Annotated in this window: 23 protein-coding genes and 1 other annotated feature; of the genes, 8 read left to right on the forward strand and 15 right to left on the reverse strand. The window is 66.5% G+C overall.

Annotated elements, in window-relative coordinates; all coding sequences use genetic code 11:
• Positions 1–17 precede the first annotated feature (17 nt).
• Together WFK98_RS09555 and WFK98_RS09560 are read left to right on the forward strand one after the other, a co-directional pair.
• Positions 18–644 (forward strand): LysE family translocator, encoded by a 627-nt coding sequence (locus tag WFK98_RS09555; RefSeq protein ID WP_266337775.1) that lies wholly within the window; start codon positions 18–20, stop codon positions 642–644.
• 43 nt (positions 645–687) lie between these two features.
• On the forward strand, positions 688–1,806 hold the full coding sequence (locus tag WFK98_RS09560; protein WP_336800056.1) for a winged helix DNA-binding domain-containing protein: 1,119 nt from the start codon (positions 688–690) through the stop codon (positions 1,804–1,806).
• A gap of 30 nt (positions 1,807–1,836) precedes the next feature.
• Here the strand turns inward: WFK98_RS09560 and WFK98_RS09565 are convergent, their stop codons facing one another.
• Positions 1,837–2,172 (reverse strand): hypothetical protein, encoded by a 336-nt coding sequence (locus WFK98_RS09565; protein ID WP_266337777.1) that lies wholly within the window; start codon positions 2,170–2,172, stop codon positions 1,837–1,839.
• 134 nt (positions 2,173–2,306) lie between these two features.
• Positions 2,307–3,788 (reverse strand): SulP family inorganic anion transporter, encoded by a 1,482-nt coding sequence (locus tag WFK98_RS09570; RefSeq protein WP_336800057.1) that lies wholly within the window; start codon positions 3,786–3,788, stop codon positions 2,307–2,309.
• Between the two features lie 75 nt (positions 3,789–3,863).
• Positions 3,864–3,919, reverse strand: a sequence feature (sul1 is cis-regulatory element that is thought to sense ions involved in sulfur or methionine metabolism; They are found in Alphaproteobacteria).
• A gap of 183 nt (positions 3,920–4,102) precedes the next feature.
• Here WFK98_RS09570 and WFK98_RS09575 point away from each other — a divergent pair.
• Positions 4,103–4,873: a VOC family protein gene (locus WFK98_RS09575; RefSeq protein WP_266338186.1), complete on the forward strand. Its 771-nt coding sequence runs from the start codon at positions 4,103–4,105 to the stop codon at positions 4,871–4,873.
• Between the two features lie 7 nt (positions 4,874–4,880).
• On the opposite strand, the gene WFK98_RS09580 is transcribed toward WFK98_RS09575, so the two are convergent.
• The 3 genes from WFK98_RS09580 to WFK98_RS09590 are packed head-to-tail and all read right to left on the reverse strand — an operon-like array spanning position 4,881 to position 7,476.
• Complete coding sequence (locus WFK98_RS09580) at positions 4,881–5,285, reverse strand: VOC family protein (protein ID WP_336800058.1); 405 nt, start codon at positions 5,283–5,285, stop codon at positions 4,881–4,883.
• Between the two features lie 35 nt (positions 5,286–5,320).
• The gene (locus WFK98_RS09585) at positions 5,321–6,082 is read right to left on the reverse strand and encodes a slipin family protein (RefSeq protein WP_336800059.1); all 762 of its coding nucleotides are present in this window, start codon (positions 6,080–6,082) and stop codon (positions 5,321–5,323) included.
• Entirely contained in the window at positions 6,079–7,476 is a 1,398-nt protein-coding gene (locus WFK98_RS09590; protein ID WP_336800060.1) for an NfeD family protein, read from the reverse strand. Before WFK98_RS09590 ends, WFK98_RS09585 begins: the two co-directional genes overlap by 4 nt.
• Positions 7,477–7,824: 348 nt before the next feature.
• Here WFK98_RS09590 and WFK98_RS09595 point away from each other — a divergent pair, with 348 nt between their 5' ends.
• Positions 7,825–8,571 carry a DUF2189 domain-containing protein gene (locus tag WFK98_RS09595; protein ID WP_266338188.1) on the forward strand — a complete coding sequence of 249 codons (747 nt, stop codon included), beginning with the start codon at positions 7,825–7,827 and terminating at the stop codon, positions 8,569–8,571.
• Between the two features lie 397 nt (positions 8,572–8,968).
• On the opposite strand, the gene WFK98_RS09600 is transcribed toward WFK98_RS09595, so the two are convergent.
• Positions 8,969–9,559 carry a hypothetical protein gene (locus tag WFK98_RS09600; protein WP_336800061.1) on the reverse strand — a complete coding sequence of 197 codons (591 nt, stop codon included), beginning with the start codon at positions 9,557–9,559 and terminating at the stop codon, positions 8,969–8,971.
• A gap of 262 nt (positions 9,560–9,821) precedes the next feature.
• On the opposite strand from WFK98_RS09600, the gene WFK98_RS09605 reads away from it, so the two are divergent.
• From WFK98_RS09605 to WFK98_RS09615, 3 genes are all read left to right on the forward strand, one after another.
• Positions 9,822–9,980, forward strand: a complete 159-nt coding sequence (locus WFK98_RS09605; protein ID WP_277614172.1) for a DUF1127 domain-containing protein — start codon at positions 9,822–9,824, stop codon at positions 9,978–9,980.
• Positions 9,981–10,177: 197 nt separating this feature from the next.
• Positions 10,178–11,590, forward strand: coding sequence for a methylenetetrahydrofolate--tRNA-(uracil(54)-C(5))-methyltransferase (FADH(2)-oxidizing) TrmFO (gene trmFO, locus WFK98_RS09610; protein WP_266337782.1), 1,413 nt, complete (start codon positions 10,178–10,180; stop codon positions 11,588–11,590).
• Between the two features lie 162 nt (positions 11,591–11,752).
• Entirely contained in the window at positions 11,753–13,507 is a 1,755-nt protein-coding gene (locus WFK98_RS09615; protein ID WP_336800062.1) for a B12-binding domain-containing radical SAM protein, read from the forward strand.
• A gap of 302 nt (positions 13,508–13,809) precedes the next feature.
• Here WFK98_RS09615 and WFK98_RS09620 read toward each other — a convergent pair whose 3' ends face one another.
• The 5 genes from WFK98_RS09620 to yajC form a co-directional block, all read right to left on the reverse strand.
• Complete coding sequence (locus WFK98_RS09620; RefSeq protein WP_336800063.1) at positions 13,810–14,652, reverse strand: phytoene/squalene synthase family protein; 843 nt, start codon at positions 14,650–14,652, stop codon at positions 13,810–13,812.
• A gap of 13 nt (positions 14,653–14,665) precedes the next feature.
• Positions 14,666–15,064, reverse strand: a complete 399-nt coding sequence (locus WFK98_RS09625) for an Mth938-like domain-containing protein (RefSeq protein WP_266337785.1) — start codon at positions 15,062–15,064, stop codon at positions 14,666–14,668.
• Between the two features lie 6 nt (positions 15,065–15,070).
• Positions 15,071–16,009, reverse strand: coding sequence for a protein translocase subunit SecF (gene secF / locus WFK98_RS09630; RefSeq protein ID WP_266337786.1), 939 nt, complete (start codon positions 16,007–16,009; stop codon positions 15,071–15,073).
• A gap of 21 nt (positions 16,010–16,030) precedes the next feature.
• Positions 16,031–17,632 (reverse strand): protein translocase subunit SecD, encoded by a 1,602-nt coding sequence (gene secD, locus WFK98_RS09635; protein WP_266337787.1) that lies wholly within the window; start codon positions 17,630–17,632, stop codon positions 16,031–16,033.
• Between the two features lie 64 nt (positions 17,633–17,696).
• Positions 17,697–18,035 (reverse strand): preprotein translocase subunit YajC, encoded by a 339-nt coding sequence (gene yajC / locus WFK98_RS09640; protein ID WP_266337788.1) that lies wholly within the window; start codon positions 18,033–18,035, stop codon positions 17,697–17,699.
• A gap of 328 nt (positions 18,036–18,363) precedes the next feature.
• Here yajC and WFK98_RS09645 point away from each other — a divergent pair, with 328 nt between their 5' ends.
• Positions 18,364–19,248 (forward strand): ATP-binding protein, encoded by an 885-nt coding sequence (locus tag WFK98_RS09645; protein ID WP_266337789.1) that lies wholly within the window; start codon positions 18,364–18,366, stop codon positions 19,246–19,248.
• A gap of 171 nt (positions 19,249–19,419) precedes the next feature.
• On the opposite strand, the gene WFK98_RS09650 is transcribed toward WFK98_RS09645, so the two are convergent.
• The 4 genes from WFK98_RS09650 to serS all read right to left on the reverse strand — a co-directional run bounded on the left by WFK98_RS09650 (position 19,420) and on the right by serS (position 24,283).
• On the reverse strand, positions 19,420–20,847 hold the full coding sequence (locus WFK98_RS09650) for a peptidoglycan DD-metalloendopeptidase family protein (protein WP_336800064.1): 1,428 nt from the start codon (positions 20,845–20,847) through the stop codon (positions 19,420–19,422).
• A 441-nt stretch (positions 20,848–21,288) separates the two neighbouring features.
• Positions 21,289–21,981: a protein-L-isoaspartate(D-aspartate) O-methyltransferase gene (locus WFK98_RS09655; RefSeq protein WP_336800065.1), complete on the reverse strand. Its 693-nt coding sequence runs from the start codon at positions 21,979–21,981 to the stop codon at positions 21,289–21,291.
• Positions 21,982–22,135: 154 nt separating this feature from the next.
• Positions 22,136–22,894, reverse strand: a complete 759-nt coding sequence (gene surE / locus WFK98_RS09660; protein ID WP_266337792.1) for a 5'/3'-nucleotidase SurE — start codon at positions 22,892–22,894, stop codon at positions 22,136–22,138.
• Between the two features lie 78 nt (positions 22,895–22,972).
• Positions 22,973–24,283, reverse strand: coding sequence for a serine--tRNA ligase (gene serS, locus WFK98_RS09665; protein WP_336800066.1), 1,311 nt, complete (start codon positions 24,281–24,283; stop codon positions 22,973–22,975).
• Between the last annotated feature and the right edge of the window lie 50 nt (positions 24,284–24,333).

The following is a 24,333-nucleotide window of genomic DNA, read 5'->3' on the forward strand; positions in this document are numbered from 1 at the left end:
CGCAATCGGAACCCATCATGACGCCGCTTGCCGCGCTATTCGCCATTCTCGGCGCCCTCCTCATCGGCGCGATCAGCCCCGGCCCGAGCTTCGTCTTCGTCGTGCGCACAGCCGTCGCCCGATCGCGCGCCGATGGGCTCGCGGCCGCCCTCGGCATGGGTGTCGGCGCGGCGTTGTTCGGCGCGCTCGCCCTGCTCGGGCTACGGACGCTGATGAACGAGGCGGCCGGCCTCTATCTCATCCTGAAGATTGCCGGCGGCCTCTATCTGGTCTACCTCGCCTATCGAATCTGGCGCGGCGCCAGCGAACCGGTCGAAGTCGCTCGCGACGGTGCCAGCGGCCGCACCAGCCTCGGCCGTTCCTTCGGCCTGGCACTCGCCACCCAATTGAGCAATCCGAAGATCGTCGCCGTCTTCGGCGCGGTATTCGCCGCCCTGCTGCCGGCCGATCCGCCGCTCTGGCTCGACCTGACCTTGCCCGTGCTGATCTTCATCCAGGAAACGGCCTGGTATGCGTTGGTCGCCTTCGCCTTCTCGTCCGCCCGCCCCCGCGCCGTCTATCTCGGCGCCAAAAGCTGGATCGACCGCTTCGCCGGCGCCGTCATCGGCGCGCTCGGCATCCGCCTGATCCTCGAGGCGGGCTGACGAACTGGAGGCGGGAGGCCAACAGGGAGGCCGGCCAGACAGAATGACCGCCGACGCCGCTCCGATCCTCTCGACAAGGGCGCTGAACCGCGCCCTGCTCGCACGACAGATGCTGCTGAAGCGCGTGGGGATGCCCGCCGAAACCGCGATCGAGCATCTGGTCGGGCTGCAATCGCAGATCCCCGCCAATCCCTACACCGCGCTCTGGTCCCGGCTCGAGGGCTTCCGCCCCGAGGACGTCTCGGAGCTGACGGCATCTCGAAAACTGGTTCGGATCGCTCTGATGCGCGGCACGCTTCATCTGGTCACCGTCGCCGATGCGGTGGCGCTCCGGCCCGTCGTGCAGAAGGTCTTTGAGCACACGATGACGCCGGGCAGCGCCTACGGACGCGCACTGGCCGGGATCGATATGGCGGAACTGATCGCGGCAGGCGAAAGGCTGCTTCGCGAAAAGCCCCTCACCAACAAAGAGTTGGAGGCGGAACTTGCACCACAATTTCCCGGTAGGCATGGCCATGCCTTGTCCCATGCGGTGCGGGCGCTGCTGCCGCTGGTGCAGGTGACGCCGCGCGGCCTCTGGCAGCAGGGCGGCCTGGCGATGTCGACGACGCTCGACAGCTGGACGGGCCGGACGATCTCGGCGGACGAGACGCCGGATACGATGATCCGCCGCTACCTCGCCGCCTTCGGCCCGGCGTCTGTGGCGGACCTGCAGGCCTGGTCCGGCCTGACCCGGCTCGGCGACGCGGTCGCGGGGCTGCGGCAAGAGCTGCTGGAGTTTCGCGACGAGGGCGGCAGGGTTCTGTTCGACCTGCCCGACGCGCCGCGACCGCCGGAGGACACGCCCGCGCCGCCGCGGCTGCTGCCGGACTACGACAATGTCGTGCTCGGCCACGCCGAACGCAGCCGGATCGTCCATGACGACCACCGCGATCACTTCAAGAAGGAAAACGGCATGATACCGGCGTTCCTGATCGACGGCTTCGCCGGCGGAAGCTGGCGGATCGACCGGGAGCGCGGCCGGGCGACGCTCACGATCACGCCGCTGATCCGGCTGAACAGCCGGGACCGGCAGGCCCTGTTGCGCGAAGCCGAAGCTTTGCTGGCGTTCCAGGAACCGAACGCCAGGACGCGCGAAGTCATCTTCGCCGACGGAACCTGAACGCCGCCGGCGAAGACGATCCGGACAGGCTTAGTAGCCGGCCGCGCGGCGATACTGCGCGGCGCGGGCCGCTGCCTGCGACGCCGGCACCAGCGCGTAGCCGCGATTGCCCATGCAGGCCTCGGCTTCGCGGAGCGCTGCGTTGTCGCCGGGAGCGCGGACGCAATCGGCGCGGTCGGCGGCGAACTGGTCGGCGAGCGCCGGATTGGCCCGGCCGCTCTGGCCGTCCTTGCGCACCCAGGTCAGCGGCTCGGAAGACGGCGTCGAAAGTCCCGGAGGCGGCGCAACCTGAACGGGCCGCGACACGCAGCCAGCCAGCGCGACAGCAGCCAGCACGGCGACCAATGCGGGGATTCTATGATTCATGGGGGAGAGTTCTCTGTTCAAAGCGTTTCGTTCGGGTGCCCACGCCGGACGCGACGTTGCAAGGACGGCGAAGCTTAGCAGGATTGTGACGAAGATGCGACCGATCAACCCCGCGCAGGGCGGCGTTCATCGGGTCAATGAGCCGAAACCGCCACAGTTCCCTCCTTGTCGTGCTTGCCGAAGCGCTCGACCATGGTGGAACTGGCCTCGTTGAGACCGATCACCTCGACGATACGCCCGCGCGACCGCGCCTTCAGCACGACCTTGTCGAGCGCCGCCACGGCCGAGATGTCCCAGAAATGGGCGGCATGCACGTCGAAGACGATGCGCTCGACCTCTTCCTGCAGGTCGATCGAGTCGGCGAAGGTGCCGGCGGAGGCGAAGAACACCTGGCCCTCGACGACATAGGTCCGCGTCTTCCCGTCTTCGGAAAGACTGGACGTGACCCGGCTCAGGCGCGCCACCTTGCCGGCGAAGAAGACGCCGGACAGCAGCACGCCGACCAGCACGCCCTTGGCGAGGTCGTGGGTCGCGAACACCGTCGCGACCGTCGCCAGCATGACGACGGAGGACTGCCACGGATTGCTCCTGAGCTTGACGACCGAGCGCCAGTTGAAGGTGTTGATCGACACCATGATCATGACGGCGGTGAGCGCCGCGACCGGCACGATGGCCAGCAGGTCCTGCAGCGCGACCAGCAGCACCAGCAGGAACGAGCCGGCGACCAGCGTCGACAGGCGACCGCGAGCGCCGGACGAGACGTTGATCACCGACTGGCCGATCATCGCGCAGCCGCCCATGCCGCCGAACAGCGCCGACGCCATGTTGGCGAGGCCCTGGCCAGCGCATTCGCGGTTCTTGTTGCTGCGCGTGTCGGTCATGTCGTCGAGAAGCTGCGCCGTCAGCAGCGATTCCAGCAGGCCGACGGCGCCGAGCGTCAGCGACACCGGCATCAGGATGCGCAACGTCTCCAGCGTGAACGGCACGTCCGGGATGCCGAAGCTCGGCAGCGCGGTCGGCAGTTCGCCGAGATGAGCGACCGTGCGCACGTCGATCTTGAAGACGGCGGCGACCGCGGTGACGACGACGATCGCCACCAACGGCGACGGAACGGCCCGCGTCACGCGCGGCAGCAGGTAGATGATGGCGAGGCCGAGCGCGATCAGCCCATAGGTGGCCTTGGGCACGTTCACGAGTTCCGGCAGCTGCGCCATGAAGATCAGGACCGCGAGCGCATTGACGAAGCCGGTCATCACCGATTGCGACACGAAGCGCATCAGCCGGCCGAGCCGGAGCAGCGCAGCGAGAATCTGGAACACGCCCATCAGGATGGTCGCGGCGAAGAGATACTGGATGCCGTGATCGCGGACGAGCCCGCTCATCAGCACGGCGGTCGCCGCCGTGGCGGCGGAAATCATGGCGGGCCGGCCGCCGGTGAAGGCGATGACGCAGGCGATCACGACGGAGGCATAGAGCCCGATCTTCGGATCGACGCCGGCGATCACCGAAAAGCCGATCGCCTCGGGGATCAGGGCGAGCGCGACGACCATGCCGGAAAGGATGTCGCCGCGCAGGTTGGAGAACCATTCGCGACGGATGGAGGAAAAGCTGATCATGATGTGGGGTGCTTCGCGGCAGATGCGGAGGTACGCAGCGCTTTCGCGGCGGGAACCATCCGTTGCTTCAATCTGCGTTGTCCGGCGGATCGGCGGCCGGAAGAGCCACCCGGATTTTCACCGGGTCCAGTCGAATACTTCCCTCTTACCCCCAGTCATCCGCGCCATGCAACAGCATCGGCGCTCAAACATTGTCCCGACACGACGCTGTTGCGTCGAGGGCACTATTCGGGACACGTCGTCGTGAAATTCCGCCATGGCGACATCTCGTGTAGGGTGAAATTCCCTAACGGAAGGAGTCTGGAATGACCGATCTGGCAAGCCGCTTCGTCTGGTACGAGCTGATGACGACCGACACGGCGAGCGCGCGGCTCTTCTATGGCTCGGTCGTGGGCTGGGGAACGCGCGACGCCTCGATGCCGCAGATGGCCTATACGCTCTTCACGATCGGCGAGCGGCCGGTCGGCGGCTTGATGGATCTGCCGGAACAGGCCCGCCGCATGGGCGCGCCATCGAGCTGGATCGGCTACATCTCGGTCGCGGACGTCGATGCGGCGGCAATGAAGGTCAAGAGCCTCGGCGGCCAGGAGTTCGTGCCGCCGACCGACATTCCGGAAGTCGGCCGCTTCGCGGTCGTCGCCGATCCGCAGCAGGCCGCCTTCGTGCTGTTCCGCCCCCTGCCCGGCCAAGCCGCGCCGGACGATCCAGCCCCCGGAACCGCCGGCCATATCGGCTGGCACGAGCTCTATGCGGTCGACTGGCAGAAGGCGTTCGACTTCTACTCGACGATGTTCGGCTGGCAGAAGGGCGATCCGTTCGACATGGGCGAGATGGGCGTGTATCAGCTGTTCACGGCGGGCGGCCCCGCCATTGGCGGCATGTTCAACAAGCCGCGTTCCATGCCGACTCCGTTCTGGCTGTTCTATTTCAATGTCGACGACATCGACGCGGCGCTGGGGCGGGTCGAGAGCGGCGGCGGCAAGCTGCTGAACGGGCCGATGCAGGTGCCCGGCGGCGACTGGATCGTGCAATGCAAGGATCCGCAGGGCGCCATGTTCGCGCTCGTGGGCAAGCGCGCCGCCTGATCCCCGCTCAGCCGGCCGCGCCGGAAGCGCGGCTGGCATTCGAGATCTCGATCAGGTTGCCATCGGGATCGCGGACATAGACGGAAAGGATCGCACCCATCGCGCCCGTCCGCGAGACCGGCCCGACTTCGACGGCGACGCCCGCGCGCGCCAGATGCGCCTCGACGTCCTCCAGCGGCGTGCTGGTCAGGAAGCAGAGATCGGCGGATCCGGCCGTCGCGAGCCGCGCCTTCGGCTCGAACTCATGCCCGGCCAGATGCAGATTGATCTTCTGCCGACCGAAGCGCAGCGCCACCCGGCCGGTATCGAAGATCTCGACGGTCATGCCGAGCGCCTTCTCGTAGAAGGCACAGGTGCTGGCGATATCCGCCACCGTAAGCACCAGATGATCCAGGCGATCGATCGTGATCATGGCCGTCCCCTCGGTTCGCTCGTCGCCGCAGCGTCTCACGCCCCGGGCACGGGCGGAAGACGCCTGAACAGATCCAGGAGTTCCGTCGGCAGCGGAAACACGATGGTCGAGGTCCGTTCGCTGGCGACGTCGTGCAGCGCGGCGAAATAGCGAAGCTGCATCGCCTGCGGCTCCAGCGCCAGGATGCGGCCGGCCTCGACCAACTTCTCCGCCGCCTGATGCTCGCCCTCGGCATTGATCACCTTGGCGCGGCGCAACCGCTCCGCCTCGGCCTGCTTGGCGATGGCGCGCACCATGTTGTCGTTGAGGTCGATATCCTTGATCTCGACATTGGCGACCTTGATGCCCCAGGTATCAGTCTGCTTGTCGAGGATCGACTGGATATCGGCATTGAGACGGTCGCGCTCGACCAGCATCTCGTCCAGTTCGTGCTTGCCGAGAACCGAGCGCAGCGTCGTCTGCGCCAGCTGGCTGGTCGCGACCATGAAATCCTCGACTCGGATGATGGCGCGCTCGGGATCGATCACCCGGAAATACAGCACCGCATTGACCTTCACCGGCACGTTGTCGCGCGAAATCACGTCCTGCGGCGGCACGTTGTCGACAATGACGCGGAGATCGACCCGCACCATCTGTTGCGCGAACGGGATCAGGAGGATCAGGCCCGGCCCCTTCACGCCGGTGAAGCGGCCGAGCGTGAAGACGACGCCGCGCTCGTATTCGCGCAGCACCCGGATCGCCGCCAGCAGGAAGATGATCAGGATGAGCAGCACAACCAGATAGGGCACAAGGATCATGGACGTTCTCCATCGGGTTCGGCGCGCTTTGCGGGCGGGCGCCGCACGGTCAGGGTGAGGTCGTCGATCGCCGCCACCTCGACCGCCTCGCCGGGAAGGCAGCCTTCCGCGCCCCTCGCCTGCCAGCACTCGCCCTGGGTGAAGACGTGCCCCTCGTCGCCGCGCCAGTCGATGACCTCGGCCGTGGCGCCCCGCATCGCCTCGCCGCCGACCCGGGCCGGATGGCGACGGATGCGCCAGAGCGCGCGGGCGGTAAGCAGCGAGAGGCCGACGACGAGGATGGCGACACCACCGATCACCGTGCGCGACAGGGTGAAGCCGGGCTGCTCGGCGCGCAGCAGCATCGCGGAGCCGAGCAGGAAGGCGGCGAGCCCGCCCAGACCGAGCACCACGGTCGGATTGAACGCCTCGACGGCGAGGAAGGTGAGACCGAGCAGCATCAGCGCGAGCCCGGCATAGTCGATCGGCAACAGGTTCAGCGCATAGAAGCCGAGCAGCAGGCAGATCGTGCCGACGACGCCGGGGGCCACCAGGCCCGGGCTCATGAACTCGAACAGCAGGCCATAGACGCCGGCGAGCATCAGCAGGACGGCGATGTTCGGATCGGTGATGACAGAGAGCAGGCCGATCAGCCAGCCCGGATCGAAGGTCTCGACCGCGATGCCGCGCGTGGCCAGCGTCCGCTGCGAACCATCGGCCAGCTCGACCTTGCGGCCGTCGATCCGGCCGGTCAGGTCCGGAACGTCCCGGGCGATCAGGTCGATCACCCGCGCCTCGAGCGCGGCATTGGCGGAGAGGCTGGCCGCCTCGCGCACGGCCTTCTCGCCCCAGTCGGCATTGCGGCCGCGCAGCTCGGCCAGGCTGCGAATGAGCGCGACGGCGTCGTTGATCGCCTTCGCCGTCATCGCGTCGCCACCCGCATTTGGCGCCGGACCTTTCGACGGCTCTCCGCCTTCGCCGCCGCCCGGCAGGCCGGGGATCGGCGCGCCGAGTTCAACCGGCGTCGCGGCGCCAAGATTGGTGCCGGGCGCCATGGCGGCGATGTGGGTGGCGTAGAGGATATAGGTGCCGGCGCTCGCCGCGTGCGCGCCCGGAGGCGCGACATAGCCGACGACCGGCACGGGCGAGGCAACGATGGCGCTGCTGATGGCGCGCATGCTGGAGGCGAGGCCGCCGGGCGTATTCAAACGCAGGATCACGATCTCGGCCCGTCGCACCGCGGCCTCCGCCAGCCCCTCCTGCACCGCCCGCTCGGTCGCCGGGCCGATCGCGCCGTCGATCTCGACCATCAGGGCGAGAGGCGAAGACGGCGCACTCGTCGAGGGTGCCGGCGGAGAGGAGGCCGCCGCCAGCGACGTCAAGATCACAGCCGAGACGGCTGCGAGAAGGGCCACGCGCGCAGGTTTCACGCCCAAAGCTCCTTCCACAACATATGGGTGCCCCGGCGCCGCGCTTCCACAGCATCAATGCGAAAACGGCTGCGAACCGCATCCGCCGTCCTCTGGGACCGACAGGCGATCGACGGCGCCGGACCCGAAATCGTGATCGCCCTTGGCCCGCTTCTGCGCTATTCTGAAGCGGGGTGTATCGTGGTGCTGGCGCCTGCGATCGACTGCGATTCATGGCGGGCCTTACGAACGCTCTGCGGGGGCAGACTGGGAGCGCACGTCATGGCGACGCATATGAGCGACTACTCCACCCATTCCCATCTCATCACCGGCTCGACCTCACCCGAGACCGCGATGCCCGTCGTGCGGCGGATCACCGTCGCCGACCTTAGAGACGCCATCCGGCTCGGCTGGGAGGATTTCTCCGCCATGCCGACCCACGCGATCTTCCTGGTCGTGATCTATCCGGTGGTCGGCCTGCTCATCGGCCGCGCCGTGTTCGGGGCGGATATCCTGCCCCTCCTCTTTCCGCTGATGGCAGGCTTCGCGCTGCTCGGGCCGTTCGCCGCGCTCGGCCTCTATGAATTGTCGCGCCGGCGCGAGCAGGGCCTCGACGTTTCGCTGCCGAAGATCCTCGAAGCGCGGCATTCGCCGTCGATGGGCGCGATCCTGATGCTCGGCGTCGGCCTGATGGTGATCTTCTTCGTGTGGATCGCCGTCGCAAACGCCATCTATGTCGCCAATTTCGGCTATGCGCCGGCGGCATCGATCCCCGACTTCCTGCACCGGGTACTGACGACGCGGGCGGGGTGGACGCTGATCTTGGTCGGCAACGGCGTCGGCTTCCTGTTCGCGCTGATGGTGCTGACGGTCAGCGTGGTGTCGTTTCCGCTACTGCTGGACCGCGATGTCGGCCTCGCCCCGGCCATCCTGACCTCGATCCGCGCCGTGATGACGAATCCGGGCGTCATGGCGCTCTGGGGCCTGATCGTCGCCGTGTCACTGGCGATCGGCTCGATCCCGCTGTTCTTCGGGCTCGCGGTGGTGATGCCGGTGCTCGGCCACACGACGTGGCATCTCTATAGGAAGCTGGTGGTCTAGCCGACCAGCTTAGGGACAGGATCCATCGGGATTTCAGGCGCGCGACCATGGCCGCGCGTCGGAAATGGAATTCCTCGCCATCGCGACGGCATGGCGAGGACGGGATGCGGGCAGCGTCCCAAGGGAATATCGGGTCTGGGACGCATCGGGTGGATCCTCACTCGAGGAAGCCGTGATCCAGCAACAACATATCCGGCTTCCCTGCTTCTTCGCCGAAGCAGGGAGATGTCCTGGTGGGGAGCATCAGGGCAGGACTTGCGACGACAAGACGACCAAGGACATGCGACCAAGACAAGACAGGTGCGCCGGTCGGCGGGCGGACATGTCTTGTTGCGAACGGGCGCGGCGCAGCGGAGCCGCTACCGTCGCGGCGGATGGGCACCCGGCTGTAGCTCCCTCAGCCGCGCCGCCCGCCCTCCCGCTTCCAGACATCCAGCGGCTTGATGTCGGGCGGCTCGGCATTGGCGCGCACCCAGCTGTCGACCACCCACCGCTTGCCACCGGCCTTCTCGACGATCGTCGCGGTGTTGTGCGGATAGCGTCCGTCGATCAGGAAGCCCCGATTGGCCGGGCGGCCCGCCTTGTGGTGGCGCAGCCATCCCCGGCTGTCGACGAGTTCCAGCAACGTGGTGGTGTTGACGGTCTCGTCGACGCAGTCGATCTCCGACAGCGGCGTGAAAAGCTCATAGGTGTCCTTGGCGCCGTCATTCGACGTGCCGGTCGCGGCGCCCGCCTTGCGCTCGTACCACTGGTCGGCGCGCGAAATCGCGGCGCGCTCGGCCGCCGGGCTAGCCTTGCCGCTATCGAGGATGCGCTTCAGATTGGCGAGATCGGCGCGGGAGAAGGTCACCGGCGATCGCATCTTGCAGCCATAGCCGTGGCAATAGCGGATCGTCACCGGCTGAAACGCGTCGGCGAAGGCCGGCCCCGCCAGGCCCAGCAACAACGGCAAGGCCATCCATCCGGCAAAGGCGCGCTTCCGTGACATGCGGCATCCCCCTTTGCGGAGCAACGAGCGGCCGCTCCGCGATTCCCCAAGCGTCTCATCGTGTCGGCCGCTGCCTCTTTAGGCAATATTGCAGCGCAACATTTAGTCACTTTCACATGCTGCTCTGCATCATCTGCAGCGCAGCCATGCGCATTTACGCAGTGCTCCTGCCAGTCGTCTTCCCCTACATTGAGATCAACAAGGACGGCAGACGAAACAGATTGAGCCGCCCGACCGAAAAGATCCGTTTGTCCGAAGGAATATGACCGTGGCCGTGAACATCCTCGCTTCCTACAAGAACTGGCGCAAGTACCGTGAGACCTACGGTGAGCTGATGCGCCTGACCAATCGCGAGCTCAATGATCTTGGCATCAACCGCGGCGACATCACCCAGATCGCCAAGCAGACGGCCGGTTACTGAGCCGAATACGGAATTCGACGGGAACGAACCTCCTCCCTCGTTCCCGCGATAAGGCGCCAGCGAACCTCCTCCCTCGCGAAGCGCCACCCAAAGAGAACGCCCGTCGACCTCCTCCCCGACGGGCGTTTTCTTTTGTCCGGCCCCAATCGCGAACTGCGCGGTTGTCCGAATGGCCCCGGCGCAATAATCTCCGCGCCATGAAAACAGATCCCATTCACATCATCGGCGGTGGCCTGGCCGGCTCTGAAGCGGCCTGGCAGATCGTCAATCGCGGCATTCCCGTCGTCCTGCACGAGATGCGCCCGGTCCGTGCGACGGACGCCCACAAGACGGACGGCCTTGCCGAGCTCGTCTGCTCCAACTCGTTCCGTTCCGACGATGCAGACACCAATGCGGTCGGTCTGCTGCACGCGGAAATGCGCATGGCGAACTCGCTGATCATGCGCATGGGCGATGCCAACCAGGTGCCCGCCGGCGGCGCGCTCGCCGTCGACCGCGAGGGTTTCTCGCAGGCCGTCACCAAGGCGCTCGAGGAGCACCCCCTCGTCACCATCGACCGCAACGAGATCGCCGGCCTGCCGCCAGCCGAGTGGGACAATGTCATCGTCGCCACCGGCCCCCTGACCTCGCCGGACCTCTCCGACGCGATCCGCGGCCTGACCGGCGCCGACGCGCTCGCCTTCTTCGACGCCATCGCGCCGATCGTCTATTTCGATTCGATCGACATGGACGTCGCCTGGTTCCAGTCGCGCTACGACAAGGTCGGCCCCGGCGGCAACGGCGCCGACTACATCAACTGCCCGATGGACGAGGCACAGTACAACGCCTTCCTCGACGCGCTGATCGCCGGCGACACCACCGACTTCAAGGACTGGGAAGCCTCGACGCCCTATTTCGACGGCTGCCTGCCGATCGAGATCATGGCGAACCGCGGCCGCGAGACGCTGCGCTTCGGCCCGATGAAGCCGGTCGGCCTCACCAATCCGCGCAACCCGACCGTCAAGCCGCACGCGATCGTGCAGCTGCGCCAGGACAATGCGCTCGGCACGCTCTACAACATGGTCGGCTTCCAGACGAAGCTGAAATATGGCGCCCAGACCGACGTGCTGCGCATGATCCCGGGCCTGGAGAACGCGCAGTTCGCCCGTCTCGGCGGCCTGCATCGCAACACCTTCCTGAACTCGCCCAAGCTGCTCGATCCGCTGCTTCGCCTCAGGGCGCAGCCGCGCCTGCGCTTCGCCGGCCAGATCACCGGCTGCGAGGGCTATGTCGAATCCGCCTCGATCGGCCTGCTGGCCGGCCGCTTCGCCGCCGCCGAGCGCCTCGGCGAGGTGCCGGTGACGCCGCCGGTCACGACCGCGTTCGGCGCCCTGCTCGGCCACATCACCGGCGGCCATCTCGTCGACGAGGACGCTGGCAGCCGCTCGTTCCAGCCGATGAACGTCAATTTCGGCCTGTTCCCGCCGGTCGAGATCCCGCGCGAGCCCGGCGTAAAGCTGCGCGGCAACGACAAGGCGATTGCCAAGAAGAAGGCGCTCACCGCCCGCGCCCGCGCCGATGCCTCGGCCTGGCTGAACGGCCCGGCCTCGGTCGCCGCCGCCGCCGAGTAGACCCGCCAGAAGGGCCGGCGCGCGGCATTGCCGAACGCGCCGGCCTTCCGTAAAGTCACTGCACGATCTGATTTGATGCCCAGTCCGAGAATTCGCATGCGCTAATGCCACCGCAAGGGGGAAGCCAGACATGCAGTCCGACGTGCATTGCGGGGCGCTGCCATGAAGCGCCCCTTTCTCCTGGTCCTGATCAAGCCCTCGCACTACGACGACGACGGCTATGTGATCCGCTGGTTCCGCTCATCGATCCCCTCCAACTCGCTCGCCAGCCTCTATGGCCTCGCCGCCGATTGCGACGCGCGCAAGGTTCTGGGCGACGATGTCATCCTCGACATCCGCGCCATCGACGAAACCAATACGCGCGTCCGGCTGGAACGACTGATCGAGGAATTCCGCCAGAACGGCAATTTCGGCCTGGTCGGGCTGGTCGGCGTCCAGTCGAACCAGTATCCGCATGCGCTCGATCTCGCGCGACCGCTGCGGGAAGCCGGCATCCCGGTGGCGATGGGCGGCTTCCACGTCTCGGGCTGCTTCGCCATGCTGCCGGACCTGCATGTCGACCTGCAGCAGGCGCTCGACATGGGCGTCAGCCTGTTCGCCGGCGAGGCGGAGGAGCGGCTCGACCGCGTGCTGCTCGACGCCGCCGCCGGCACGCTGCAGCCGATCTACAACTACATGAAGGACCTGCCGAGCGTCGAGGGCACGCCGCCGCCCTTCCTGCCGGCCGGCTACGTCGCCCGCACGCTCGGCGGCAACACCTCCTTCGACGCCGGCCGCGGCTGCCCGTTCCAGTGCTCGTTCTGCACCATCATCAACGTCCAGGGCCGCAAGTCCCGCCGCCGCTCGCCGGATGACGTCGAGAAGCTGATCCGCGAAAACCTGGCGCAGGGCATCCACAACTACTTCATCACAGACGACAATTTCGCCCGCAACAAGGACTGGGAGATCATCCTCGACCGCATCATCGCCCTGCGCGAGCGGGAGGGAATGCGCATCGGCCTGATGATCCAGGTCGACACGCTCTGCCACAAGATCCCCAACTTCATCGCGAAGTGCAAACGGGCCGGCGTCACCCGCGTCTTCATCGGGCTGGAGAACATCAATCCGGACAACCTGATGGCGGCGAAGAAGCGCCAGAACAAGATCACCGAATATCGACGGATGCTGCTCGACTGGAAGCGGCAGGGCATCATCACCTATGCCGGCTACATCCTCGGCTTTCCGAACGACACGCCGGAGAGCATCCGCCGCGACATCGGCATCATCCAGCGCGAGCTGCCGCTCGATATCCTGGAGTTCTTCTTCCTGACGCCGCTCCCCGGCTCGGAGGACCACCAGTCGCTGCATCGCAAGGGCATCGCGATGGACGGCGACCTCAACAAATACGATCTCGAACATGCCGTGACTGGCCATGAGCGCATGTCGCAGCAGGAATGGGAAGGCATCTATCGCGACGCCTGGCGGCTGTTCTATTCGCCGGAGCACATGGTGACGATCCTGCGCCGCGCCGCCGCCACCGGGGTGAGGACGACCAGCATCATGAAGCTCTTGATGTGGTTCTCGACCTCCGTCGACGTCGAGCACGTCCATCCGCTGCAGGGCGGCGTCCTTCGCTTCAAGGACCGGCTCGACCGCCGCCCCGGGATGCCGATCGAGCCCGCCTGGCGCTTCTATCCGCGCGAGGCGCTCGAGACGGTCGCAAAAAGCGCCAGGCTACTGTGGCTGCTCGGCAAGCTCGAATGGAAGCGCCGCCGCATCGAGGCCAGTCCCGACAAGGCGCGCTACATGGACGCCGCGCTGATGCCCGTCGGCGAGGACGAGACCGAGACGCTGGAGATCTTCAACCAGAGCGAGGCCGCGCGCGGCGCCGTCCGCCATGCCCACAACATCGACATACTGACGCACGGGGCGACGTGACGGGCATCGCGCCCTGGGCTTCAGGCGAGGGCCAGGGGCATTCACTCAAAGCGGCGCTCTGTGAAATGGCACCTTCCAGCTCACCACCCGCTCGCCGTCGTCCCGGACGCAGCGAAGCGGAGATCCGGGATCCATTTGGCCGTCGCGCAGGTGGCTGGGCCGCTTGATTGGGCGACTAACCAGCACGCTCGCCGGGTGCGGGAATTGCCGAAGCATGGATCCCTGCTTTCGCAGGGATGACGGTCGAGGGTGAGATTGCCTCCAGCCTCGCCACGCGGCAGCCGCAGCCGACAGAGCCAGGCCTAGAACCGGCCCCGACGCGCCGCGCGCCACAGCCAAAGCTGCCGCTTCCATTGCGGCGGGTCGATCGCTGTCTTGAACGGATCATAATCGGCCCGGTCCATCAGCTTCAGCATCGGCTCGACGAGCGCGATCGGCTGGAACGCCGGCAACGCCACGCGGTCGGCATGCGATAGCGCGACGCGACCGGCTTCGAGATGACGGCGGGCGGTGGCGCGCAGGTCGGCCAAGAGCGCCAGCAGTTCCGGCGTCGTCCGGCCGGCAAAGATGTCATCGGCCCTGACGCCGTGACGGTCCATGAGGTCGGCCGGCAGGAACAATTGCTGCCGGCGGGCGTGGAACGGCAGTGCGCGCATCAGCCCGGTCAGCGCCTGCGCGACGCCGGCATGGCCGGCCGCATCCGCCGTATGCGGATCCTCGCCGCCGGCGAGCACGAGCGCGGCCAGCTGGATCAGCACGGAGACCGTCTCGCCGGCATAGCCTTCGAGATCGCCGAGCGTCGGCATCGGATCGTTGTAGAGATCGAAGATGTGCGCCTCGATCAGGTTGTCGAAGGCGGCGCGCGGGAGATGGTGCAGGCCGATGGTTTCGAGCAGGGCGGCGGCGACCGGGTGTCCCGCCACCTCGCCCCTCGCCTCGCCGGCCAGGACATCACGCCACCATTGCAGGCGGATCTCGCCCGGCATCGGATCGCTGACGAGCTCCCGCACCCGCACGATCTCGAGGTTGAAGGCGTGGAGCGCGAAGAGATAGCGCCGCTTCGCTTCCGGGGCGAACAGATCGGCGAGATACCGATCGCGGTCATGCGCGCGCACTTCATCGGCGCAAAGGGCGAAGACGTCCATCAAACGAAACCAATCAGACGACGACGAGCGCCGCCGCGACGGGGCGGCCCTCGGCGAGCAGGATGTTGTAGGTGCGCACCGCCGGGCCCGTGGCCATCACCTCGACGCCGATGCCGGCCGCCTTGAGCTGCTCGCGCAGTTCCTTCGGCACCACCGCGATATCGCGGCCGCAACCGATCACCAGCAGCGCGACGTCGGCCGCCTCGGCGAACACGTCCGAGAGCGTCTCGGCGGTGATCTCGGCGGCGCCGGCGACCGGCCATCCATAGATGCCGCTCGGCAGGCAGAGAAGCGAGCCGGAGTGCGACATCTCGGCGAAGCGGAAAACCCCTTCGCCGTAGACGTCGATCGGCGCCTGTCCAGGAAAGTGCTGGGGGCGCAGCGATTTGGATGGCCGCGTGAAGAGCGCCATGCCGGATCAGGCCTTGCCGGCCGCCTCCACGTCTTCCTTCTTCGTCATCTGGTCCGAGCGCACGCCGAAATAGATCAGGATCGGCGCGGCCACGCAGACCGACGAGAAGATCGCCGCGAGCACGCCGAAGATCATGGCGAGCGTGAACGCCTGGATGACCTCGCCACCGAACAGGTAGAGCGAGAACAGCGCGATCAACGTCGTCACCGTCGTGATGACGGTACGGCCGAGCATGTCGTTGATGGCGCGGTCGATCAGGTCGCCGAGCGGGATCTTCTTGTACTTTCGCAGCGTTTCGCGAATTCGGTCATAGACCACGACCGTGTCGTTCAGCGAATAGCCGATCGTCGTCAGGATGGCAGCGAGCGAGGTCAGATTGAACTCGTGCTGCGTGACGACATAGAAGCCGAAGGTCATCACCACGACGTTGGCGGCCGAGATGATCGAGCCGACGGCGAACTGCCATTCGAAGCGGAACCACACATAGATGGCGATAGCGGCGAAGGTCACCAGCATCGCCATGGTGCCCTTGTAGGCCAGTTCGCCCGAAACGCGCGGGCCGACGATTTCGGTCCGGCGGAACTCCGCCTGATCGGCGAGTGCCGTGCGGATCTTGGCGATGGCGGCCTGCTGGGCCTCCTCGCCGCCGGTCTGCTGGCCGATGCGGATCAGGATCGAATTCTCGGCGCCGATCGTCTGCACCTGGACGTCGCCGAGACCGAGGCCGTTCAGGTTCGAACGCAGGCCGCCGAGATCCGGATGGTCGTCTTTGGTCTGGATCTCGATGACGGTGCCGCCGAGGAAGTCGATGCCGTAGTTGGGGCCGACGGCGAAGAACAGGATCACCGACATCACCGACAGGAAGGCGGCGAGTGGAAACGTCCACTTCCGCATCCGCATGAACGGGATGCTGGTGTTGTCAGGAACGATGCGAAGATGAGCCATGGTTTCTGTCCTCGCTTCGGTTCAGAGCGTGATCTTGGTCGGACGGCGCCAACGCACCCACATCGCGACCAGGAGGCGGGTGAAGGTGAACGCCGTGAACATCGTCGTCGCGACGCCGATGGCGTGCGTGACGGCGAAGCCGCGGATCGGGCCCGACCCCATGTAGAAGAGCACGAGGGCTGCGATCAGGGTGGTCACGTTCGCGTCGAGAATGGTGCCGAGCGCCTTGTGGAAGCCGGCGTCGATGGACGCGATCGCCGATCGCCCTGCGCGATATTCCTCGCGTATGCGCTCATAGATCAGAACGTTGGAGTCCACCGCGGTGCCGACCGTGATGATCACGCCGGCGATGCCGGGTAGCGACAGCGTCGCGCCCAGGATCGTCACGATGGAGAAGATCAGGATGACGTTCACGATCACCGCGATATTGGCGATCCAGCCCAGCACGCCATAGGTCATCACCATGAAGGCGCAGACCGCGGCGGTGCCGATGATGGCGGCGATCTTGCCGGAGCGGATCGAGTCGGCGCCGAGACCCGGGCCGACATTGCGCTCCTCGACGATCGTCAGCTTGGCGGGCAGCGAGCCGGCGCGCAGCAGGATGGCGAGGTCATTGGCCGACTGGATCGAGAAATTGCCGGAGATCTGGCCGGAACCGCCGAGAATGGGCTCGCGGATGACCGGGGCCGAGATCACCTTGTCGTCGAGGACGATGGCGAAGGGCCGGTTGACGTTCTTAGCGGTGACGTCGCCGAAGACGCGCGCGCCGGAGCTCGAAAGGCGGAACGACACGACCGGCTCGTTGGTGCGCTGGTCGAAGGTGGCCTGCGCGTCGGTCAGGTCCTCGCCGGTGAGGAGCGGCGCTTCCTCGAGCACGTAGGGAACCGGCGGGTTGTCGTTCGAGTTCAGGACGATGGTGCCCGGCTTGCGCGTGTCGGCCGTCGGCGAAACGCCGGTGTCGACGAGGTGGAAGGTCAGCTGCGCGGTCTGGCCGACGAGCGTCTTCAGGCGCTCGGGATCGTCGAGGCCGGGCGCCTCGACGAGGATGCGGTCCGAGCCCTGACGCTGGATCGACGGCTCGACGGTGCCAAGCTGGTCGATACGGCGGCCGATGACCTCGATCGACTGATCGACGATCTGGCGGATGCGCTGCTCAAGGCCGGCTTCCGAATAGGACATCTGGACCAGGCCGTCGCTGCCGACGTTCAGGTCGAATTCGTTGACGGCCGTGCCACCGAGCGCGGACGTGGAAAGCTGGTTGCGCAACGGCTCGAGGCGCTTGCGCACCTCGTCGAGCTGCGACAGGTCCCGGACGCGGAGCTGCACGCCCTGCCCCTGGACGCCGAGGCCCGAATAGCCGATGCGCGGCTCCTGCAGCATCGCCTTGCGGATGTCGCCCACGAGCGAACGCAGGCGCTTCTGCACGTAATCCTGCCGATCCACCTCATAGAGGAGATAGGCGCCCCCCTGGAGATCCAGGCCGAGGACCATTTGCCGTTTCGGCACCCAGCTCGGCCAGGATTGAACGGTTTCCTTCGAGAAGAGATTGGGAAGCGCCGCGAGGAGCCCGACCACCACGACGGCCAGGATCGCAATCATCTTCCAGCGTGTAAAGTGCAGCATGGAAACCGTTCCAGTCGATCTCGGCCCCGAGGGGCCGTTGTATCAGGGGGAGCTAAGCGGTGGCTTATTCGCCGTCCTTGGCCGGCTCGCCCTTGGCGCGCACGTCGGCGATGGCAGAGCGCGAGACGCGAACGCGGACGCCCTCGGCCACTTCCAGCAGGACTTCGGAATCATCGACGACCTTGTTGATCTTGCCGATCAGGCCGCCTGACATCACGACCGTGTCGCCGCGGCGCGCACCCTTGATCATCTCCTGATGCGCCTTCTGCTTCTGCCGCTGCGGCCGAATCATCAGGAACCACATGATGGCGAAGACGAAGATGAACGGCACGAACTGGATGAGCAGGTCGGCACCACCAGCGGGTGCGCCGGCGGCCTGAGCGAAGGCGGGGGTAATGAACATGGAAATGGATGCTCCCTGTAGCGTTGGCGGGTCCGCTGGCGGCCCGTCGGATCAAGACGCGTGGTTTGCGCCGACCTTCACATAGGGAGAGACAGCGGTACGCGAAACGGCGCGGAATATAACGACGCGGCAGGCCTTTGCAAATGGCCGCACCGGCATGATAGTGGCGATTGTCGTCCGGAACCCTCGCTTGCATGCGGGAAGAGATCGCCCGGAGGGCCGGATGCGGCGTTTCGCCTTCGTCCGGGACGCCATTCACCCCACCCGCCGGCAGGTCCGCGCCCCCTCGACAGAACGAGAGGTAGGGACGGGCCCGAGGAAATGCACTGTGACAGAAGATACCCTGAAATCCGTCGCCGATCGTCTCGACCGGCTGATCGCCCTGATCGAGCGCGCCGTACCGCCGGCACGCCCTGCCTTCGACCCCGACGCCGCCGATGCCTTCGTCTGGCAGGCCTCGACCGGCACGCTGCAGCCGGTGCCGAAGGTCAATCGCGTCGAGATGGTGCTTCTGAAGGGCGTCGACCGCGTGCGCGACATCCTGGTCGACAACACCGATCGCTTCGCACGCGGCCTGCCGGCCAACAACGTCCTGCTCTGGGGCGCGCGCGGCATGGGCAAGAGCTCACTGGTGAAGGCGGCGCATGCGACGATCAACAGCGACCCGTCCAAGCTGCCGGGCGGCCATCCGATGAAGCTGGTCGAGATCCACCGCGAGGACATAGACAGCCTGCCCGAGCTGATGACGCTGGTGCGCGGGCTCGACCGCCGCTTCATCCTGTTCTGCGACGATCTTTCCTTCGACAACGACGACACGTCCTACAAGTCGCTGAAGGCGGCGCTGGACGGCGGCGTCGAGGGCCGGCCCGAGAACGTCGTGTTCTACGCCACGTCGAACCGGCGCCACCTGCTGCCGCGCGACATGATGGAGAACGAGCGCTCGACGGCGATCAATCCCGGCGAGGCGGTCGAGGAGAAGGTTTCGCTTTCGGACCGTTTCGGTCTCTGGCTCGGCTTCCACAAGTGCAGCCAGGACGATTATCTCGCCATGGTCAACGGCTATGCCGAGCACTTCAAGCTGGATGTGGCCCCGGAGGTCCTGCGCGCCGAGGCCCTCGAATGGTCGACGACGCGCGGCGCGCGGTCTGGCCGCGTCGCCTGGCAATATGTGCAGGATCTGGCGGGACGACTTGGGGTCGCTCTTACGGGCTGAAGCCGCCCCGCCAGAATGATGACCGGCTAACACCCACGAGACGAGGTCGTACCGGCCAGGACTAGAGCGTTTTCAAGCGAAGTGGATACCGGTTCGCGTGAAGAAAACGCGATCAGACAAGGGACTAAAGCCGTTCAGCGTTTACCAGAAACGATGAACGGCCTTGGTCGATCAGCCCTGCAGGTAGTCCAGCGGGTTGACCGGCTTCGAGCCCCTGCGAAGCTCGAAATGAAGCTGGGGCGCATTCACCGAGCCGGACGCGCCCGCCTGCGAGATGATCTGGCCGCGCCGCACGGAATCGCCGCGCTTGACCAGAATCTTGCTGTTGTGGGCGTAGGCCGAGACCCAGCCGTCGGCGTGACGGACGAGGACCAGGTTGCCGTAGCCCTCGAGTTCATTGCCGGCATAGATCACGGTGCCGGCCTCGGCGGCCTTGATCGAGGTGCCTTCCGGAACAGCAAGGTTGATGCCGTCGTTCTTTTCGCCCGTCGCCGAAGCGCCGAAGCCGGTGATGATGCGGCCGCGCACCGGCCAGCGGAACGTGGTGCCGTTGGCGGAACCCGGATCGGCGCTGGCGTTGGTCGCGGCCGGCGCGTCCTCGGTCGGCGGCGCATAGGCCACCGGCTGGTTCGGCGTCGCGGGCTTGGCGATCGAAGCCGTCTCGACCGGCTTGGCGACGCTGGCCGTCGTTGCCGGCTCCTCCACCGACTTCTGCGGCGCGTTTGCGGCGACCGGCTTGGCGTTCGGATCCTCGCCCTGCGGCTTCTCCTCGCGGCGCGACGGATCGGTGCGAAGCGCGACGGCCTGCGGATTGCCGTTGTTACCGGGAATGCGGAGCTTCTGGCCGGACTTTAGCTGGTTCGTCGAGGACAGGCTGTTGGCGGCCGCAAGGTCCTTGGCGCTGACACCATAGAGACGGGCGATCGAGGACAGCGTCTGACCGGGCGAAACCGTGTGCACACCGTTCAACGAGCCCTCGGCGGAGGCGACCGGCTTGCGCTCGCCGGCCGGCGCGGGACCGGTAACCAGCTGGGTGCTGTCACGGCTCTGCGGCGACGAGGCGGCGGGCGCCTCGGCGACGGCGGCGCCGCCGCCCTGGCCATAGGTCGGGATCGTCAGGCGCGTGCCGGCGCCGACCTGCGAGGGATTGCCGATATTGTTGACGCGGGCCAGTTCCTTGATCGGAACGCCATAGCGACGCGACACGGAAGAGAGCGTCTCGCCGGGGCCGAGCGTCACGACGGTGCCGCCCTCGGTCGACCAGGCGCCGTTGCGGCGCGGCGGCTGGGCAGCGGACGCAACCTGCATCGGCTGGGCGTCGGCCGGCGGCGTATAGCCACGCGGCGCGGGCGTTTCATAGGAAGGGGCTGCCGCCACGGCCTGCGGGTTCTGCTGGGTGCCTGGCAGCATCGGCGGCAGGTCCGAACGGCTCACGGCGCGCGACGGCGGCGGAACCGCAACGACGTCGCTGTTGCTGGCGCCGTAGTCCACCGGAGCGGGCATCGGCTGCGAACCACCGATGATCTGCCGCTGATTGGCGGTACTGCCGGTGAAGATCGAGCCGTAGCGCGAACCGTCAGCGCTGCAGGCAGCGGTCAAGCCCGAAAGGAGCGCGATGACCGCAACCTGGGAGAGAGTCCGAGACCGAAAAGAGGAGACATTTCTGCACATCGAGCCAACTCGCAACGCCACACCACACATGAGGCTAATAAACGCCGGTAACGTTGATAAAGGCTTAAACGGGATGCAAAACTTCGTCGGCATTGCACAATCCCGCGAATTTTCCGCCGCAGGATGCCGCGCTTCCTGCCCTAGGGCGCCCTGCCGCCCGGTTGAGAATCGTCCGGCAAAACAAGGCGGAAAGCCGGCCCCGGTGCGGTCGGTTCAGGCCAGAACATGAAGGCGGGCGAAGCCGAACGCCCGCACGCGGGACGCGAGACATCGGACGGAACCCTGCCTCTGCGAAGCCCGCGTCCGGCATCGCGATTGGGTGCCTACAGGAATATCCAAGAATGAAGGGGGGCGCAGCACCACGCCGAATCAGAGCCGGGCCGCCCTGCCCTTGATCAGCGGCACCATGCGAACCGGGCAAATCGGCGTCGCGACCAGCTGACGATCGACGCGGATGAACCGGGTCAACGTCTGGATGCCCTCGTCGGGGCCGATCGGCATGACGAGCGTGCCGTTGGTGCTCAGCGCCTCGACGAAGGCCGGCGGCACGGCGGGAGCGGAAGCCGAGGAAACGATGCGGTCGAACGGCCCCTTCTCCGGCCAGCCGTCAAGGCCGTCGCCGAAGACGGAAGTGACATTGGCGATCCGCAGCATCTCGAAGCGCGACTGCGCCGCCGAAACCAAGGTCCGGAAGCGATCGACCGTGTAGACGCGCCGCGACAGGCGCGACAGCACCGCCGCGAGATAGCCGGTGCCGGTGCCGACATCGAGCACGCGGCAGCGGGTCGTCGGCGCGAGCGCCTCGATAATGCGGGCGGCGAGCAGCGGTGGGGTGTCGAGCTGGCCGCAATCGATCGGCTGCGGACGCTCGTTGAACAGCGGGCTGCGCTTTGCGTCCAACGGCTGGAAAGGCTGGCGCGGGATGGCCTCGAAGGCATCGACCATGCGCCGGTCCATGATGCCGAACTGGCGCAGACGCAGCAGGAACTGGGCGATCGGGACGAGATTATCGTCGAACGCCTCATAGTCCATCGGGTGAAACTGAACCGCCTCGAGTGCCATACGCTACGCGCCCTCGCCTTCCGAGCCCTACACATGCGGCCGAGGTGGTAAACGGCGTCTTATTGCGCGCAGCGCTGGCGATGATTTTGCGTCATTTCGGGGCAATTGGCGGATCGCGCCGGAAAGATGCGCGACCCGCGGCTGTCGCGATGCCTCAAGCGAAGAGCGCGTTCAGCTCGTGCGCCTGATCATAGGCGGTCATGTCGATGCGCAGCGGCGTGATCGAGATGACGCCGCGCCGGATGGCATGGACGTCGGTTCCGGCGGCGTGCTCCTCGGAGACACGGTGATGCTTCAGCCAGAAATACGGGTTGCCACGGCCGTCATGGCGCTCGTCGACGCTGAGGCCGTGCGTGACCACGCCCTGCGACGTCACCTCGACGCCGGCGACCAGGCCGGGCGCCGTGTTCGGGAAGTTCAGGTTGTAGAGCACGCCGCGCGGACAGCCATGCGCCACCAGCTTCTTCAGGATGCGAGGCGCATGCGCCTCGACCGTCTCCCAGGGGATGATGCGGCGGCCGTCGGTGAAGTCATAGGCCTGGCTGAGCGCGATCGACGGAATGCCGAGCAGCGTGCCCTCGATGGCGCCGGCGACCGTGCCCGAATAGGTGACGTCGTCGGCGGCGTTCTGGCCGGAATTGACGCCGGAAAGGATCAGGTCCGGCGCGCGATCCATCACCTTGCGGACGGCCATGATGACGCAATCCGTCGGCGTGCCGCGAACGGCGAAGGTCTGCTCGGAAACCTGCCGCAGCCGCAGCGGATCGTTCAGGGTCAGCGAATGCGCAAGGCCCGACTGATCGGTCTCCGGGGCGACCACCCAGACATCGTCGGAGAGCGTCCGCGCGATGCGCTCCAGCACGGCGAGGCCGGGAGCATGAATGCCGTCGTCATTGGTGATCAGAATGCGCATTGGGTCAGCCTTGCTATCTCGTCGGATGGCCTTCGCCGCGGTAGCCGCGTGCGAAGACATGAAGCCGGTTCGAACGCCTCAGGCGCCCACCTTCTCGAGTCCGCCCATATAGGGCTTCAGCGCCGCCGGGACCGTGATGGAGCCGTCCTCGTTCTGGTAGTTCTCGATGACGGCGATCAGGGCGCGGCCGACCGCGGTGCCCGAGCCGTTCAGCGTGTGAACGAAGCGGGTGCCCTTCTCGGCGCCCTGGCGATAGCGCGCATTCATGCGCCGCGCCTGGAAATCGTCACAGACCGAAACCGAGGAGATCTCGCGATAGGTGTTCTGGCCCGGCAGCCAGACCTCGATGTCATAGGTCTTGCGCGAGCCGAAGCCCATGTCGCCGGTGCAGAGCGTCATGACGCGGTAATGCAGGTCGAGCTTCTGCAGCACGGCCTCCGCGCAGGAGAGCATGCGCTCGTGCTCGTCGATCGAGGTCTCGGGCGTCGTGATCGAGACCAGCTCGACCTTGTTGAACTGGTGCTGGCGCAGCATGCCGCGCGTATCGCGGCCGGCCGAACCCGCCTCCGAGCGGAAGCAGGGGGTGAGCGCCGTGAAGCGGAGCGGCAGCTCCTTTTCGTCGAGGATCGACTCGCGCACCAGGTTGGTCAGCGGCACCTCGGCGGTCGGGATCAGCCAGTGCTGCTCGCCCGCCTTGAACAGGTCCTCGGCGAACTTCGGCAGCTGCGCCGTGCCGTAGAGCGCGTCGTCCTTGACCAGGAGCGGCGGCTGCACCTCGGTATAACCGTGCTCGTTGGTATGCAGGTCCAGCATGAACTGGCCGATGGCCCGCTCCATCCGGGCAAGCTGTCCCTTGAGGACGACGAAGCGACTGCCGGAAAGCTTGGCGGCTGCCTCGAAATCCATAAGATTCAGGGCTTCGCCGATCTCGAAATGTTCTTTGGCTGCAAAGGGATGCACGCGCTTCTTCGGACGCGCCACGGCGGCCTGCTCTTCGGTCTGGTTGCGGCCGAAATAGGGAACGTTGTCGTGCTCGTCGGCGCCGACCGGAACATCCTCCAGCGGCGCGTTCGGAATCACGGCCAGCGCGTCGTCCAGTTCCCTGTTGAGCTGGCGCTCGGTTTCCTCGGCATGCGCCAGGAATTCCTTGATCGTGGCGACCTCGGCCATCAGGCGCTGGGCGGTCTCCTCGTCCTTGGCGCCCTTGGCCTTACCGATCTCCTTGGAGGCGGCGTTGCGGCGCTCCTGCGCGGCCTGGACCTGGACGATATGGGCGCGGCGCGCCTCATCCAAGGCGATCAGCTTCGACGAGACCGGCTCAGCTCCACGACTGGCAAGCGCGCGGTCGAGCGCGTCAGGGTTGTCACGGATCCATTTGATGTCGAGCATGATCGTGCCTCGAAGAGAAGGCAGCCGGCGTTCCGGCCGCGGAAGGGCAA

It is taken from the genome of Kaistia sp. MMO-174, from assembly GCF_037147815.1.
In the GTDB taxonomy this organism is placed as follows: Bacteria; Pseudomonadota; Alphaproteobacteria; order Rhizobiales; family Kaistiaceae; genus Kaistia; species Kaistia nematophila.